This window comes from Bacillus sp. FSL W7-1360, from assembly GCF_038592975.1.
Lineage (GTDB): Bacteria > Bacillota > Bacilli > Bacillales > Bacillaceae_D > Shouchella > Shouchella lonarensis.
This window is the reverse complement of the sequence record NZ_CP151950.1, coordinates 1,699,006-1,715,047: the sequence shown is the minus strand read 5'-3', so window position 1 is coordinate 1,715,047 and position 16,042 is coordinate 1,699,006. Positions and strand designations below refer to the sequence as shown.

The window sequence follows — 16,042 nt, the reverse complement described above, 5'->3', positions numbered from 1 at the left end:
CTTGAATAAGAAGTGTATAGTCATAGCAGCAACTGTCGCTGGTATGGTAGCCGGGACGATCGGCGTGTATTTAAAAAATGGAAAGTTATGTGCACCATGTGCACGTACAAGTAAACAGCAAAGCTTCACGTTAGGACACCCAGTTGGTTCCTATGAAGACAAGAAGTGATCTCGTAAACGATTGATGAGTGAGGTCATATTATTTGAGGTGTAAGATGAAAAGGGAATTAGGGAAAATCATTATTCTGGTCATCGGATCGTTTTTACTCGCATGCGCATTAAACTTTTTCCTGATTCCAGCAGATGTTTTTGCAAGTGGTTTTACAGGTGTCGCCCAGTTGCTGTCGCTTGTATTACCGATGTCAACAGGCGTGTTGCTTTTTTTACTAAACATTCCTGTTGCCATTTTAGGCTGGTTTAAAGTCGGAAAAAGTTTTACAATATATAGCTTTGTGAGCGTAATGCTTACATCGTTATTTTTAGAGATATTGCCGGTTTATCCGCTGTCTAATGAAATTATGTTAAATGCAGTATTTGGCGGGGTAGTCGGTGCGGCAGGCGCTGGATTGTTATTAAAATGGGGTGCTTCTTCAGGAGGGCTAGACATTGTGGCACTCGTCTTAGCGAGATATACGGATCGTTCAATTGGGAGCTTTTTCTTCTTGTTGAATTCCATCATTGTCATTGCTGCGGGTTTATTGTTAGACCCAGAAAAAGCATTGTTCACATTAATTTCAATTTATGTGACATCACGTTTTATTGACACGATTCACACACGTTATGTAAAGTTGACTGCGATGGTTGTTACTGAGAAAGCCGACTTATTAAACGCGGCGATTCATGAGCGATTGACAAGGGGAATTACGCGTATTCCAGCAAAAGGTGGTTATACGTTTTCAGAAAAAGAAATGCTCATTATTGTCATTACGCGGTATGAATTGTATGCTTTGAAGAATATTATTGACGAAGTGGATCCTGATGCGTTTACGAATATTGTGGAGACAGCAAGTGTGTTTGGGTTGTTTCGCAAAGATTAGAAAGGTGGCTTTCACTTGAAATTTGTTCATGGCTGTATTGCGGTGTTGGCTGTATTTTTGATGGTGGCGTGTAACGGGCAAAAGAAAAATGATGATGCAATTCCGACGGGGGGAGCGGAGAATATGGATAACATTTGGGCGTTTGAGGTAGATGTAGAGCAAAAAGATGACATGTTACATGTTGAGATGAGCCTTGAGAATGTTTCGGGCAAAGGGCAAACGTTAGTGTTTCCAACGTCACAAGTATATGATATCACCCTCTCAAATGCGCAAGGGGAGATGATTTATCGTCACTCGGATGGTTATATGTACACACAACAAATTGTTGAGGTGCACTATAAAGCAGATGAGAAAAAAGCATTTACAGAGACTGTACCATTAAAAAGCATTCCGGCAGGTACGTACACAATGTCGGTTTATTTGACGCCTTCACAACAGGAATTAAAGAAACTAGGCGATGAAAACGTGTTAACAGATACGTTTGAAATTGAAATTAAAGATATGTCATCTGCATCATAGCATCGGTTGACTTAAAGTCGAGTTTTGTCGTAGGAATAATCGGCTTTTTTCGTGAAAACGGTTGACAATGCTAGACTGTTATCGTATAGTAAACGTATCATCTCATTAGTCGTAGTATGGATGGGGTTGTAATGAAGCAACTGACATGAGTGACTGTTAAGATGGGCAGTTGCTGTATACATGAATGAGCCTCAGTCATTTCGAGTGCGTTTTCGATAGCTGAGGGCTTTCGTGTACTTTCCTGTCTGCTGTGGGACAAGCTGTACTAATTGAAAGCACTTTCATAGGGAGGAGAAGCAATGGACAAAGAACGGGTTTTATCAGAGATAAGAGAAGATATTAAGCGGATGGCAAATAATATTGATGATTACAGTGGGGAACAGTTACAAAAGTTTTTAGAGGGATATGGAAACCTAGTAAAATGTTTATGCTCAGCTATTATTGAAGAGACGGTATGTATACCAGAACGAGATACGACACCAACGCAACCAGAGAGGCGTGGCGAAAGTGTAGCATTGCCATCTGAACAACAACAATATGCAAGTGATGATGGCGCCGTGTTACCATTGTCACGTAAATTGCGCGGAGGAATGCTCGGGGGTGTTGTGTACATGCCAGAACATATTATTCGTGCGACCGGTGCTGAACACGGTGACCTGATTAGAGCATTAAAAATGGATGGATCAACGTCGGTAGGTATGCCAAGATACCACTTTGAGCTTGTTGAAAAAAGAGACCTAGCCGCGGAGTCTGATGTGGTAGAGTTTACATTTGGGATTGTTCGCTATCGCGAAGACTTGAAAGAGTTTGTTGTGGAAGAGAATGCGCTAGGGGAAATGTATCGTGTTGACGGGACACCCGCGACATTGCGCATACCTGCCGAAGATGTACAGGACATGTCCATCAAAGAAGGCGATGCGGTTGACATATCTTGGTACAAAAATAATCCGACAAATGTGAAAGTCCGTTGGGTTCACCAAATGGATAGTGTTGAAGCGAGTCAATCGATGAAAATGAAATTATATGCAGAAAACGATAAAAAGAGCAGCCGGACAAGCGCTGAATATGGACAAGAAGTTGAACAAACATTGGATGGAAAGGCCATTTTACTTGTTGGATTAGAACCTAAATATGCAGATTTACGTTTAGAGGTGGAACGACTTGGTGGTTCACTTGAATTTACAAACGGCAAATTAGGCGTACAAGAAATGGCAAAAAAAGTGCGCAAGAAAGACTTAATTGTGATTGGCATTGCTCATATTTCCCACAGAGCGAGTATCGATACAGTAAAGGCCGCGAAGCAAGAAGAAGTTCCTTTTATTACATTTAGCGGATACGGTAAAGACGGATTTTTACGTGAAGTACATCAAGGGCTCGCAAGCATTGATGCAAATTCGTAAGTGACCAGCGTTTTATATGAACAGTTTTATTGTGGGGTTTTTGTATGTGATGGATAAATGTTAGTGAGGCAGTATGACTGAAGAAGTGGTCGGATGTATGCAATTTCTACACAAGCGTTGGGATAGACTTTTGCATAGAAAAACGGAGTCCTAGGACTCCGTTTTTTAGCGGTCTGTTGCCGCTTCGAGTACGAGGACGATGGCTGTAATGACATGTAACAGCCAGCCAAGGAACGGAATCCACCCGAGCAATGCCGTAACAATGCCACAAATGTGTCCTGCCTTTTGCCGATAGTGAATCGCTGCGAAGATTAAACCAACGATGTGTAAAACAAGCATAAACGGAAGCGCAGAGTAACCAGAGAAAATAACGATGCTTCCACCGAGAATAGGGATTGCAAGGATTGCCTCAAAACTTCCACATAGTGTCTTTAATGTACGACTTACCATGTAATATTCCTCTTTTCTAGAATTAAAATATATCTTTGTTATGTTACGTGGTTAAGGTCAGAAAGGTTTCATATAGACTGAAAAAAATAGTAGGAAAGTAGTGTTGAATTAATAAACGTGTAATTTAATGTATGCTACTTGACGACAAAAGAAGACAAAAAATGCATCACTGCGGTGTTACACTTAAATAAACAATTACACTTGTGACATTGGGGGATATTATGCAAAACACAAATGAGCCAGTGATCACGCTAACCAACACAGACACCACGACAGCAGAAATGTTGACACCAGAGATGATCATACAATTACAACAGTTAGAATGTTGGAGACGAGATCAGCAGTGGACAGAAGAAGTGATGCACGGATTGGCGGCAAACGCAGGAGCAAATCAAAGTCGTTTATTTTTCGATCAAATGATGTACACCGTCAAAAAAAGAGCACCTAAGCAGCTTGTCAAGTTCATGAATGTTTATATACGTGGTTTGAAATACGGCGTCCATGTAAGAGACTCGTTTGAATACGCAGCGCTCTTTGAGCAAATGTCATTATTGAAAGAGTTATTGGCGCGTTATGCAGATGAGGAATCATTAAAAGAATGGGTTGAGGTATACCAGTTTTTATCGGATGCCGTTGAATTCTCTTGGGAATCCGAAAAAATTTTTCAAACTGTTAGTGACTTAATTCATCGTATAAGTGACAAAGAATTACAAGTACGGTTGTTTACTGTCCAATTAATTGCATGCGCATACTTAGGCTATAAAGAGAAACTGGTGGCGGTTTTTAATATGGCGGAAAGAGAAGTTGAAGGATTAGAACAAAGTTTTATGAAAAATTCTTTAGTAAGTCGTATTGCCTTAGAAGCGGCATACATATCCTTTTATGTAAAAGGTGAATTTGATGCGGCCGAGAAATTGTATATGCAAGTGATCGCAAACAATGCAACCCCTTATGCATGGCTTGCTCGTGCCTCACATGGTCTATCTTTAGTAACATTATTTAAATCAAGGACGTTTTGTATGCGACAACTAAAAAAAGCAATGACTTACGCTAAAGAAGCGAATATGCTTGATTTCTATGACATGCTTGTGAACGAGGTTCATCCGTTTATACTAAATATGTATGGTGAGTACTTTGATGTAGAAGGTGTCGTACCAGAAGAGCAAGTTCATCAATACGTTGTTCGTGGTGATAAAGAAAGGGCGTTGCAATTGGCACAGGAAATGGAAGACAGTGGGAAAGGCAGCTCATTCTTAGTTTTCTATCGTGCAAAAGCATTGAAGAGCCTCACGTTATTGCAAGAAGCAAAGCGCCAATTTGAAAACGGACGTTTTTCCTACATGATTTTTTTTGTTAATCGAGAGATTGCTAAAATGAAGGGGGAAATGACATAGACAATATTTAATCTACCCAAAATAAATGTTGTTGTCGCGGTGATGTTGCTGCGGCTTTTTTTATGCATTCTTTCTTGCTAAAATGGTATACATGTACATGACATTTGCAAATGAAAGAAAATCTTTGTAGTAGGGAGAGAAACGGAATGTACGGTCAACCATTGAGACAATCATTTTACCAACAACCTACACTTGAAGTAGCGAAAAGTTTGCTAGGTAAGGTTTTAGTAAAAGAGACGAGCGAGGGTATTGCGGCAGGGACCATTGTGGAAACGGAAGCTTATCTCGGACCTGAAGATCGCGCCGCTCATAGTTATGGAAATCGTCGGACGAAAAGAACAGAAGTGATGTTTGGTCCAGCTGGTCATGTATATACATATGAAATGCATACGCATTGTTTAGTGAATGTAGTCTGTGGCGCGCTTGATATGCCACATGCGGTATTGATTCGTGCCGTTGAACCTTGTGTAGGAGAAGACTTGATGCGCAAACGGCGGGGAGACAACCAAAAGCGTGCAGCGTTAACAAGTGGACCAGGGAAGTTAACACGGGCACTTGGAATTACAAAGGTTGACTATGGACATCGTCTTGATCAGCCCCCGCTATATATTTCAGAAGGGATACGAATCAATGATGAACAAATGATGGCTGGACCTCGAATTGGGATTGATGGGGCGAAAGAAGCGCGCACGTATCCGTGGCGTTTCTGGGTGAAGGGAAACCCGTTTGTTTCAAGATGATGTAATTATTATTCACTTTGTGTAATACAAATAAGACGAGCAGCGGCGCACCTGCTCGTCTCCATATGAAGGGGAAGTACGTAAATAGCACCGTTCGCTGATCTTTCCAAAAATAGAGTGGATGACAGTGATAAGAACTGTTCAGGCTCGTTGATTTTGTTTTTGTGCAAAAAGTGCTTGCATTGTTGTCCGGTCTTGTATGAGATCAGCTAGCGTATATTGATCTAGCACATGTAAATATGCTTGGAGTGCACTTGCTAAGATGTTCTTTAAGCCACACGCTGGAGAGATAATACATTGATTATTCTCTTTGTCGAAACATTCGACAAGATGAAAGTCTTCTTCTGTCTGACGAACAACCTCGCCAATATTAATCTTCTCTGGTTGTTGTGCGAGACGGATGCCACCGTTGCGCCCTCGTATAGTTTGGATATAACCCATTTTTCCGAGTTCAAAAATGACTTTCATTAAATGATTTTTAGAAATGCCATACGCCTCAGCGATTTCTTGAATGTTTGCAAGTTTTCCTTGATTGTGCGTGTGTAAGTAGATTAACACTCTTAACGTGTAGTCAGAGTAAAGTGTGAGCCTCACTGGTTAGCCTCCTCTATCATCATTGATATCTATTATACTGATTTTTTAAAGATCTGTCTAAAGATGTGTCTAATTTTTTAAACATGTATTATACATATATATTTAAATTGATAAATAAACTACAATAAAGATGTATTTAAAATTCATTTTAAAGAGGTGGATAGACATGGTGTCAGCGAAAACGGTGGAGATTGTTAAAGCGACAGCGCCAGTGTTAGCGGAAAAAGGAGAAGAAATTACCGCATGCTTTTATCAAAATATGTTTGCCGATCATCCAGAGCTATTAAATATGTTCAATCATGCGAATCAAAAGCAAGGACGGCAGCAAGCAGCCCTGGCGCGAACAGTTTATGCAGCAGCGCTACATATTGATCAATTGGAAGAGTTGTTGCCGGTCGTCAAACAAATTGCGCACAAGCACCGTAGTCTCGGTGTGAAGCGAGCCGATTACCCGATTGTCGGTGCCCATTTACTACGGGCGATGAAAGAAGTGCTCGGCGTGGCGGCAACGCCTAATGTTTTGTCAGCATGGGAAGAGGCGTATGGTGTCATTGCACAAGTATTTATTGATGTTGAAGCAGATATGTATGAACAGGCAGCAACAGAAAAAGGGGGCTGGCATGACTTCAAGGATTTTACGGTTGTGCGTAAGGAAGAGGAGAGTACAAATATCACCTCCTTTTATTTAAAGCCACGGGATGGCGGGGAATTGCCACGCTATTTACCGGGACAATATGTCACTGTGCGTGTCCGAATTCCTGATGAGACATACATGCACAACCGTCAATATAGTTTATCTGCCGCGCCAGGAAAAGGATACATGCGCATTTCAGTGAAGCGGGAGGATGAGTGCGAGCCAAAAGGGGCCGTGTCCCTTTTTCTACATGAACAAGTGAAAGCCGGAGATGTTTTATCAATCAGTGCACCTGCCGGTTCATTTACGCTCAATGCCTCACATGATCAGCCAATTGTATTCATCAGTGGCGGTGTTGGTGTGACGCCACTATTATCGATGTTACAGACCGTCGCCGTAGAAAATCCAACCCGTCCTGTCACGTTCATTCAAGTAGCACAAGACATGACAGTGTGTGCGTTCCGTTCAGAGATAGAGGCTTGCTTGCGCGCGTTGCCTGCGGGGAGAGGGCACCTTTGTTTAGGTGAACCACGAATCATTGCGCGCCAAATCAAAGAAATTTTATCGCAAATGTCTATAGAAGACAGTGATGCCTATGTATGTGGTCCCATTGGGTTCATGAAAATGGTCATTGACTTACTGCAACGAAGCGGGATGGATGGAGAAAATATTCATTATGAATGCTTTGGTCCTGACATGCCGCTGAAATAAAACAAGAAGTCGCGTTCCTTTACTCAAAATGGAGGAGCGCGACTTCTTTACTTATTGTACAGTTTGTTTAATGTCCGCAATGATGTCACTTTGGTCAAGCTCGAGTCCATTGTAGCGCCGCACGACTTCGTGATCACCATTGATAAGGAAAAAGCTTGTCGAGTGGACGACTTCTTCTGGTGTATCACCATGTGCGACCGGAGAACGAAATCCTTCCGCTGAAAAGTCGACAATGGTTTCGACGTCATAGCCAGTTAAAAAGGACCATTGATCGGTGGCAGCGTTAATGTTGTCAGTGTATTGCTTCAGGTGAGCGGGTGTGTCTTTCTCCGGATCGACTGAGAAAGTGACAAAATGGATGTTAACGTTGTCCTTTTGTAACTGTGTCTGCAAATACCTCATGTTAGGGATCATTGTTAAACACACCGTTGTACAACTAGTGAAGGCAAAGCTTGCCAGCCAATATTGTCCGTCCAAGTCTGCTCGTGAGAATGGTTCATTCTCTTGGTTTGTATAGGAAAAATCAGGAACAGTCAGCCCCGCCTCAGTCGCATCGAATTCAGATGAATGCCCAACCTCATACATCCAACTGCAGCCACTGAAAATGATAAGTAAAGCACAACTTGCTATGATGAAAATGTGTGTGCGTCCTTTCATGAAAATACCCTCTTTATCGTAAATTTAATGACGAGGAATATCACTAATCGTCATTTCACCGTCTTGGAGTTTTTCCTTTTTAAGCCATTGTTTAAACACATAGCCAATCATTGTCCCGTACACAATTTCTTGAAATACTTTCATTAACACACCAGCCAATTGTTGGTCTGTTCGTGCATCAAAGAAAGTCATGGATGTCGGTCCTCCGAACAGTGATAAAAGTGCGTCAGGTCCAACGTTTCCTGGCAAGCAAAAAGCCATTACTTTTGACCAAATAAGTGGATCAGTATACGTAGCATACATCGCTTCTGGTGCAAAAATAATGAGTGCGCATGCTGGGGTAATGAGGAGACCATTTGCAAAAATATAGAAAATACGTCGCAAATCTGGTAGTTTATACCCATTAGGTAACGGTGCAAGCATAAACCACCACATGAGGGCACTTGCTCCAAGTAATAGCCATTGATAGCCGCTATGTAGAAAGGGTGCTTGCATCAGCGTATCAAATATCATTGGAACATGGTAAAATGAAAACAGCCCATTAAAAAGTAATAGCGCGACAATGGGATGCCAAAAAAAATGACGAATCTTTTTTGCAGGTAATTTTGCATCGAGAAACATGTACCATGATTTGGGTATCCCAAGCAAAAGCAAAGGAACGGCAATAAAATAAGTAAAGACCATTTGCAACATATGAAATGTCATCATGACATGCCCAGCGACGAAAAACGGACTGCCCCAGCCAATATAAAGGGCACATAATCCTAATAGGAACAGGATCGGTCGCCCTTTTTTTCGTGCAAACCATATATATAATAGCGCAATGCTCAGGAGAGCAAATGCGAGTTCAGGTGTCCAGAGGGCGCGAAAACTGAGTTGTGATAACAACATTTCCACGGGATATCCTCCTCCTTTATGGGTCGACAAACGTAGGACCGTGCTATTGCAAGACTATACCATTTTACTATAGCATAAAACAAGGAGAGAGAGAAATGACGTTTGCGGCATTTTTGTTACTTTTATTCTAGAGAGGAAGTTAATTTATGAGTGTAAGACATTTGATCGCGCTTGATTTGGATGGCACGTTGTTGCCTCGCAATCAGCAAATATCTCCCCGAACAAAGCGCGTATTACAAGAAGCAAGAGATGAAGGGCATGTCATTGTGATTGCAACAGGTCGCCCGTATCGTGCAAGTAGCAAATATTATCATGAGTTAGCGTTAACGACACCGATTGTAAACTTTAATGGGGCTGAGGTGCATCACCCGAGCAATCCGCAATATCCGAGAACAACTGCTTCTGTCAGTTTAGAAACGACGCATCATTTATTAGAAATATGCGATACGATTGGTGTAGAAAATGTGATGGTAGAAATGTCGAATGAATTTTACGTAGCACGAAACCATGGTTTTTTCATAGAACATTTACCAGGTTATACAGAACCCGCAGGCGTTGGATCATTACGTTCGCTCGTCCAAGCACCCCCGACGACGATGATGATTCAGTTAGAGAAAACACATGTACCAAGGATTCAAGTAGCATTAAATGAGTTGGGAGAATCGGATATTTTACATCGGTGGTGGACTGGCGACACGCATGTTTTGGAAGTCGCACCAAAGCACGTTTCAAAAGCAAGTGGTTTAAGCACAATCGCAGAAGAATACGGTGTGGAGCAGGCGCGTGTCATTGCCTTCGGTGACCAAGTAAATGATATGGAAATGATTGATTATGCGGGGCATGGCGTAGCGATGGGGAATGCAATTGATTCATTGAAGGAAATCGCGACAGCGGTGACGAAAACAAATGAGGAAGATGGGATTGCGCATTACTTAGAAAAGATATTATAACTAGTATTTTACTTGGATACAACATGCCCATGTCAGGCTGATGAGGGAGGGGAAATTTTGACGGCAACAGATATGATTGAAGTAATTGAATTGACATCCACATCGCCATTACAGACGAGGCAACAGCTCATCGCGCTATTTCAAAAGCAGCTCCATGAGATTACAACGCCGCAAGCTTTGGCGCAAGTGGAGGAAATGCTGGAGAGTGTGCTTGTACCTCAGTCTCAAGCACACTTGTTTGTAGCGCAGCTTGGGGGAGAAACGATTGCATTTGCCTTTTTTAACGTCCTTGTGAGTTTCCAAAAAGGAGGATCTTATATTTGGCTAAATGAGTTATATGTAGAGGATGCATACCGCAACCGAGGCATCGCTAGAAAATTGTTGTTAAAAATTGTTTACTGGGCTGAACATCGGAAAATGAAAGGGATTGAACTGGAGACGGGTTTGAATAATGAGGCAACAAAGGCATTGTATAACTCCCTTGGCTTTTACGAGGTTGTCTCAAAGCGATACAGTTTCCGCTTTTAAAGTAAGTTTTTGCATAAAAAAGGAGAAAAAGACGGCCATAATGAGCGTCTTTCCTCCTTTTTTGTGTATTCATGACAAATCTAGACATTCGTTTGAAGAATGCCCAATTTCTTTAAAACTGGGCGTTTGGCTTCTTTTTTTTGGTGCTGGTACATAGGATAAAGCAAGCTAACAAAAACGCGAGACAGGTTGGTTCATCTCATCTAAAGGAGGCTAGGGCATGCAGGAGGCTGATATCTTAATTGAATTTAAAGAAATTTCAATTAATCTATCGAAGCCAGCGCTTCATCGTTTCATTAAACAGATGATACGAGATCATTATCATCTTCATTGGCGCTATGACGCAAGTACCATATATTTGATGCTCCAGTTGGATGATGAGATGAACGAATTACCGTTTGAGCGAAATAAAGATTTTTTAACATTACGCGCAAACAAACTATGTATGGATGATCAGATTTTGGCAGAAGCTGTCGAGCAGTTATTACGAACAGAAAAAGGAGATGGCATTGTTAAGCGTATGGGTAGGGGCCCGATATCTATGACGTCTTATCAAAGTGGAGATATTGAGCTAATGATTGAAATAGATAGGAGTGAGAAAGGCATGACGAATAAACATGGGTCCATGACGCGTTACAAAGACAGTGGGGAAACGCTGAGGCCAGAGACGATTTATAATGTAACAATGATGGAGATTGATTACGCATTAATGGAGTTATTTGAGGCATTGGAGCTAAAAGACAAAGAAAAAATTGCATTGCAGAAACAGCGATTAAAAAAACTGGTATCAAAGAGAAAAGAGGTGGAACAACTGTTGTGATGAAATTGAAAGTCTGTTGCTGGCAAGCACACAACTGACGTGCTTGCTTTTTTCGGGGGAACAAAAGGGATAAAACGATACATATTAATAAATCCGTGCCGCATAAACAATGAGGGCACCTTTTAATTTAGAGCGAAAAGCATTACAATGAAAGGATACGGTGTAAGCGGGAGGTGCAGTGAATGAGAGTAGACAAGGATGATGTGTATGCGCGCATGGTTAAGGGAGTCGAAAGAGAAGCGCACAAGATTTATCGAAAACTTGTCTCTACGTTATATACAGCACCTATACATATTGAGTCACTTGTAATGGAGTGGAAGAGAAATCAGGCGCAACTTCTTGAAGAAGCACCTTTATTTATTTATATAGCTTGTATTGAACAAGTTTTTTCTTTTGCGACAGCAGAAGAATTGGTGCGATATGAACGGCGTTTTACTGATTTTGTACGTGGCATCATCGCAAACGTGAAGCAATTGATAGGAGAACAAGGCTCTTTTGAGTCAAGCGAACAATTTATGACGCAAATGATTGTGAGAAAATATAGTCGACATGCACGAGAGGAATTGTCACCGTGGACAATGTTATTCTATATGTGGCAAGAAATTGCGCCGGAGGAAGAGCTGCAAAAGATAAAATTGCAACTGGAGGAGCTGTATCCGTTTACGGAGGCGGCAAAATCCGCACAACTTGTCTGTGCCTATTTTTTTGTGCGGCTTCAAGAAGAAGAGCGCGCGCTATCTAGTTTGCAAATACGTCCGTATGATATCGAAACACAAGATGTGGCAATTCATATTGAACAATTGTCTAAGAGAGCACAATATATTGCTGTGAAGCGGTGGTTACAGGCGTTGTTTCCTGGGCAATCGATACATTTTGGCGCGCTGCAAGTATATGCTGATCAAGCGGAAGTGGCGCTTGCTCTACACCCAGAGGAAACATGTGTACAAGTATGGAATAGGTTTGTACAAAATCCAAGTGAGCGCACGTTTATGATGTTGGTAGCGCCGTTAAATGAGACACAAACGGAGATCATATTACAAGATGTGCTGCCACGTTTACGCGCACGCTTGTTTTCTGATGGCGTAAGGTTATCATATGTGCAATTGTTGTATCGCTATCGCCGTTATGAGGAAGCAATGACATATTTTCTTGTGGATGAAGATCAGCCTTTCATGCTTTCCTCAGTGAAACGTGCGCTGTTACAGGCAGCAGCCGAAATTTACCCAGAGCAAGCAAAACCTATCTATCACCAATTTATTGTTCGTTTTGTGGAGAAAAGATCTCGTAAGCACTATATTGAAGCCGTGAATTATACAGTACAATTGCGTAAATTGTATGAAGCAACAAGTGATATGGAGCGATATGAGCATTTTCTTGAAAAATTAAAAGTGATGTACCGGACATCGCGAGTGTTTATAGAGGAGTTGAAGCGACGTGCCTGAGGAAAAAGTCATATTGCATGCTGGATGGTTAGCAAATGATGTGTTTATTTGGGGTGAACAAATGACAAATAAGCGTTCAGTGCAAACGGGCTTTGTGTATCCTTTTTTATTTGAGGCCTTTGAGTTGCGTTTGCGGCTTTACCGAGAAGATCCATCATCGTTCTATGGTACATTTATCCATACTACGCGCGCCCTAGTAGAAACGCCATTACATGGGCGCTTATTTCAGTCATTAGTTGGTGAATCGACCGTATATCAGGCAGATAACGATTGGAAAACGTATACATTTCCGGTTGAGGGCATTCGCTTATCAGTAGACGATCTTGCACAGCAATATGCTTTTTTGAAGACACGTGTGCACGATACACAATTTATTTTAGGAGACGATTTTACAGCTTTGCTTGTGTTTATTGATCAAGTACTGGATTTGATTGGGCGTGGGGCTGTTTGCCCGACAAATGAAGGGGCATGGGTACTTACGGTAGATGATGCATGGTACGAACAAATGAAACAACAATTTCCACTCGTATCTTATGCATTACGCTTAGAACAGTCAGCGGGGGTAAAGCCAGTTCAATTTTCAGTGGAGCGAGAAGAAACGGTTTTAAAAAGATTAGCAGATGCGGTTGTCCGTATGCTGATTGACAAGCCTCGTGTAAAGCCCGCATTTGTAAAGTGGCAATCATCTGTAGACGAAGTTTGGCAACCGTTTGTCGACCAATTAGGACACGGGCATAGGGGCAAGAAAGGACAAAAGAAGGCAAGGCAATCGATGCTTTCATCGCTAGGAATCACAGATGCAGTGCCATTTCAAACAGCGCTTACGCTTGTTGCGCCAAAGCAACCTGAAGAGGGTTGGTCAGTCTCATTGTCTGTCATTGATGTCAATCGTCCGGACATGATTGTGCCACTTGCACAAGTAAAAAAAGGTGCCCATCCGTGGCCAGTGGATCCGATGCCGAACATTCACATACACGTACAGACCATCTGTGTCGAAGTGCCTCTATTACAAGGGCTATCAGTTTCATCCCCGCAAGTATGTTTATCGGCTGACGAAGCATATACATTGTTTACAGTATATAGTGAACGCTTAAATGCACTTGGCGTTGAGCTCATTGTTCCAAAATGGGTGAAGAATCGATCACCACTTCAGGTTAAGATAAAAACACCTATGCAACTTCATGAGCGTTCTGTCGATCCTTTACTTAATTGGCAGACTGTCGCGCATTTTGAATATGAAATTGCGCTTGGCGATCAGAAGATGGACCAGGAACAATTTCAAGCTTATGTAAATGAAAAACGCCCATTTATTCATGTCAACGGGCAATGGATTGCTTGGGATCCGATATTGGCATCGCGGTTACAGCAATATATGACTGAAATTCAGCAAAAGTTTTCATATATGGATGGATGGAAATGGTTTCATGAAGAAGATCCTGTGCAAATATGGGACGATGTCCATTTTGGTCTGGAATGGTCAGGAGAAATGAAAGAAAAGTTGATGATGCTGTATCGTGGCCAACCTGATGCTGTCGTGTTGCCACCAACCGTCGCTGACTCATTACGTCCGTATCAAAAACGAGGTGTCGAGTGGCTCGTTCATTTACGGCGTATTGGATTTGGCGGTTGTCTAGCGGATGATATGGGGTTAGGAAAATCATTACAAACGATTGTGTATATGCAATATGTGTTAAAGGCGCAACGAAAAGAAGGAAAGGAAGTAGCCCCATTTTTACTCATCGTGCCGACATCGTTACTATATCACTGGGCAGAAGAATGTCAGCGCTTTGCCCCAGAGCTACGCGTGTTTATCCATCACGGAAATGAAAGAATGGCTTTGGATGATGAACAACCTTTGAGAGTTGATGTTGTGTTAACATCGTATATGCTTGCGTGGCGTGATCAGTCCCTTTTTACGTCCGTTTGTTGGAATGGGCTCATATTAGACGAGGCGCAGCATATGAAAAATAAAGATACAAAACAACGGAGAGCGATACGTCGGATCGAAGCAACCCATCGCCTCGCATTAACGGGGACACCGATCGAAAATCGGTTGCAAGAACTATGGTCATTAATGGATCTTCTAAATCCATCTTTGCTCGGTTCGTATGCTTCATTTCAGAAGAAATACATTCGACCGATTGAACGTGATGGCAGTACAGTGCAACAGGAAACATTAAAAACATTCATTCGTCCATTTTTATTGCGACGGACAAAAGCAGATCAAGAAGTCGATATTCATTTGCCTGAGAAGCGGGAGGTAACAGAATACGTAACACTATCACAAGAGCAAGCGGCCCTATATCAGGCAGTTGTCGATGATATCCGAACGCGTATCAAAGTGGTCTCGCGTGGAGAACGACGCGCTGTTGTGTTACGGGCAATGACACGATTAAAGCAAATTTGTAATCATCCAGCGCAATTTTACAAGCGTTCTCAGACAGAGGCGCATGAGTCACGGAAATGGGATGCTGTCCTTGAAAAAGTTGCTGCGATTGCGGCGAAAAAAGAAAAAGTGCTCATTTTTACACAGTATAAGGAAATGGGCAAATTGCTTTGTAAGGCATTGCAGCAGCAATTAAATCAACCTGTGCCATTTTTACATGGCGGGTTATCTCGAAAAAGACGGCAAGAGGAAGTGAGGCAGTTCCAAGAGGAAGAGGACATTTGTGCGTTTGTTTTGTCACTTAAAGCAGGGGGAACGGGCTTGAATTTGACAGCGGCGACAAATGTGATTCACTATGATCGATGGTGGAACCCGGCAGTAGAAAATCAAGCAACCGATCGGGTGCATCGCATAGGTCAAACGAAGAACGTGTCTGTTTATAAATTTGTTACGACAGGGACGTTAGAAGAACGTATTGATCAACTGATTTTACGAAAACAGACACTGGTGGAAGGGATGCTAGCGCCATTGTCTGTTCCTTTAACAGAATGGAGCGATGAGGCGTTGTTGGCACTCATTCAGCTGTCTAACGAGGCGGGAGGAGGATCATGAGTGAAAGGCGTGTTTGTGTCATTTTGGGAGAAAGCGGCAACAACAGCAATCCCAACAGTAGAAGTGGAGAAGAACATGACAGAGTCAGGAACAAAAGAATGGCGGGCATTCATTTCTGCGCTGCAAGCGGAGGCGAAACGTGTAAGAGAAGATCGTTGTAAGTGATTGTCTAGATGAGTTGAGAAGTTTTTTTGAAAAGTGTATATTTGCCCTGTCTTTTTTAGGGGTGGGCGCATAAGGTAAGCATGAGGTCATATCAACCTTGTGAAAA

General features: G+C 42.1%; 17 protein-coding genes. 13 read left to right on the top strand and 4 right to left on the bottom strand.

Features of this window, described 5'->3' with window-relative positions; genetic code table 11:
• The first annotated feature begins 1 nt into the window (after position 1).
• The 4 genes from NSQ26_RS08820 (at position 2) to NSQ26_RS08805 (ending at position 2,956) form a co-directional block, all read left to right on the top strand.
• Entirely contained in the window at positions 2 to 169 is a 168-nt protein-coding gene (locus tag NSQ26_RS08820) for a hypothetical protein (RefSeq protein ID WP_499717879.1), read from the top strand.
• 46 nt (positions 170 to 215) lie between these two features.
• Positions 216 to 1,037 carry a YitT family protein gene (locus NSQ26_RS08815; protein ID WP_090774399.1) on the top strand — a complete coding sequence of 274 codons (822 nt, stop codon included), beginning with the start codon at positions 216 to 218 and terminating at the stop codon, positions 1,035 to 1,037.
• 15 nt (positions 1,038 to 1,052) lie between these two features.
• Positions 1,053 to 1,556 carry a BsuPI-related putative proteinase inhibitor gene (locus NSQ26_RS08810; RefSeq protein WP_499717878.1) on the top strand — a complete coding sequence of 168 codons (504 nt, stop codon included), beginning with the start codon at positions 1,053 to 1,055 and terminating at the stop codon, positions 1,554 to 1,556.
• Between the two features lie 299 nt (positions 1,557 to 1,855).
• Positions 1,856 to 2,956 (top strand): DUF2325 domain-containing protein, encoded by a 1,101-nt coding sequence (locus NSQ26_RS08805; RefSeq protein ID WP_090774401.1) that lies wholly within the window; start codon positions 1,856 to 1,858, stop codon positions 2,954 to 2,956.
• Between the two features lie 165 nt (positions 2,957 to 3,121).
• Here the strand turns inward: NSQ26_RS08805 and NSQ26_RS08800 are convergent, their stop codons facing one another.
• Positions 3,122 to 3,406, bottom strand: a complete 285-nt coding sequence (locus NSQ26_RS08800) for a hypothetical protein (RefSeq protein ID WP_499717877.1) — start codon at positions 3,404 to 3,406, stop codon at positions 3,122 to 3,124.
• Positions 3,407 to 3,627: 221 nt separating this feature from the next.
• On the opposite strand from NSQ26_RS08800, the gene NSQ26_RS08795 reads away from it, so the two are divergent.
• Complete coding sequence (locus NSQ26_RS08795; protein WP_499717876.1) at positions 3,628 to 4,800, top strand: AimR family lysis-lysogeny pheromone receptor; 1,173 nt, start codon at positions 3,628 to 3,630, stop codon at positions 4,798 to 4,800.
• Positions 4,801 to 4,946: 146 nt separating this feature from the next.
• A complete protein-coding gene (locus NSQ26_RS08790) occupies positions 4,947 to 5,540 on the top strand; it encodes a DNA-3-methyladenine glycosylase (RefSeq protein ID WP_499717875.1) in 594 nt (197 codons plus the stop codon).
• 141 nt (positions 5,541 to 5,681) lie between these two features.
• Here NSQ26_RS08790 and NSQ26_RS08785 read toward each other — a convergent pair whose 3' ends face one another.
• Positions 5,682 to 6,134: an Rrf2 family transcriptional regulator gene (locus NSQ26_RS08785; RefSeq protein WP_499717874.1), complete on the bottom strand. Its 453-nt coding sequence runs from the start codon at positions 6,132 to 6,134 to the stop codon at positions 5,682 to 5,684.
• Positions 6,135 to 6,300: 166 nt separating this feature from the next.
• Here NSQ26_RS08785 and hmpA point away from each other — a divergent pair, with 166 nt between their 5' ends.
• Positions 6,301 to 7,479, top strand: coding sequence for an NO-inducible flavohemoprotein (gene hmpA / locus NSQ26_RS08780; RefSeq protein WP_499717873.1), 1,179 nt, complete (start codon positions 6,301 to 6,303; stop codon positions 7,477 to 7,479).
• Positions 7,480 to 7,530: 51 nt separating this feature from the next.
• Here the strand turns inward: hmpA and NSQ26_RS08775 are convergent, their stop codons facing one another.
• Positions 7,531 to 8,136, bottom strand: coding sequence for an SCO family protein (locus NSQ26_RS08775; protein ID WP_499717872.1), 606 nt, complete (start codon positions 8,134 to 8,136; stop codon positions 7,531 to 7,533).
• 24 nt (positions 8,137 to 8,160) lie between these two features.
• Positions 8,161 to 9,033 (bottom strand): cytochrome c oxidase assembly factor CtaG, encoded by an 873-nt coding sequence (ctaG, locus tag NSQ26_RS08770; RefSeq protein ID WP_499717871.1) that lies wholly within the window; start codon positions 9,031 to 9,033, stop codon positions 8,161 to 8,163.
• Positions 9,034 to 9,179: 146 nt separating this feature from the next.
• Between ctaG and NSQ26_RS08765 the strand changes: the two genes are divergently transcribed.
• The 6 genes from NSQ26_RS08765 to NSQ26_RS08740 all read left to right on the top strand — a co-directional run bounded on the left by NSQ26_RS08765 (position 9,180) and on the right by NSQ26_RS08740 (position 15,936).
• Entirely contained in the window at positions 9,180 to 9,983 is an 804-nt protein-coding gene (locus NSQ26_RS08765) for a Cof-type HAD-IIB family hydrolase (RefSeq protein WP_499717870.1), read from the top strand.
• Positions 9,984 to 10,040: 57 nt separating this feature from the next.
• The gene (locus tag NSQ26_RS08760) at positions 10,041 to 10,511 is read left to right on the top strand and encodes a GNAT family N-acetyltransferase (RefSeq protein ID WP_245700965.1); all 471 of its coding nucleotides are present in this window, start codon (positions 10,041 to 10,043) and stop codon (positions 10,509 to 10,511) included.
• A gap of 220 nt (positions 10,512 to 10,731) precedes the next feature.
• The gene (locus tag NSQ26_RS08755) at positions 10,732 to 11,331 is read left to right on the top strand and encodes a YkzI domain-containing protein (protein WP_090774423.1); all 600 of its coding nucleotides are present in this window, start codon (positions 10,732 to 10,734) and stop codon (positions 11,329 to 11,331) included.
• A gap of 182 nt (positions 11,332 to 11,513) precedes the next feature.
• Positions 11,514 to 12,773: a hypothetical protein gene (locus tag NSQ26_RS08750; protein WP_499717869.1), complete on the top strand. Its 1,260-nt coding sequence runs from the start codon at positions 11,514 to 11,516 to the stop codon at positions 12,771 to 12,773.
• Positions 12,766 to 15,771, top strand: a complete 3,006-nt coding sequence (locus NSQ26_RS08745; RefSeq protein WP_499717868.1) for a DEAD/DEAH box helicase — start codon at positions 12,766 to 12,768, stop codon at positions 15,769 to 15,771. Before NSQ26_RS08750 ends, NSQ26_RS08745 begins: the two co-directional genes overlap by 8 nt.
• Positions 15,772 to 15,936 (top strand): hypothetical protein, encoded by a 165-nt coding sequence (locus NSQ26_RS08740; protein ID WP_499717867.1) that lies wholly within the window; start codon positions 15,772 to 15,774, stop codon positions 15,934 to 15,936. It abuts the gene before it with no gap.
• Positions 15,937 to 16,042 lie beyond the last annotated feature (106 nt).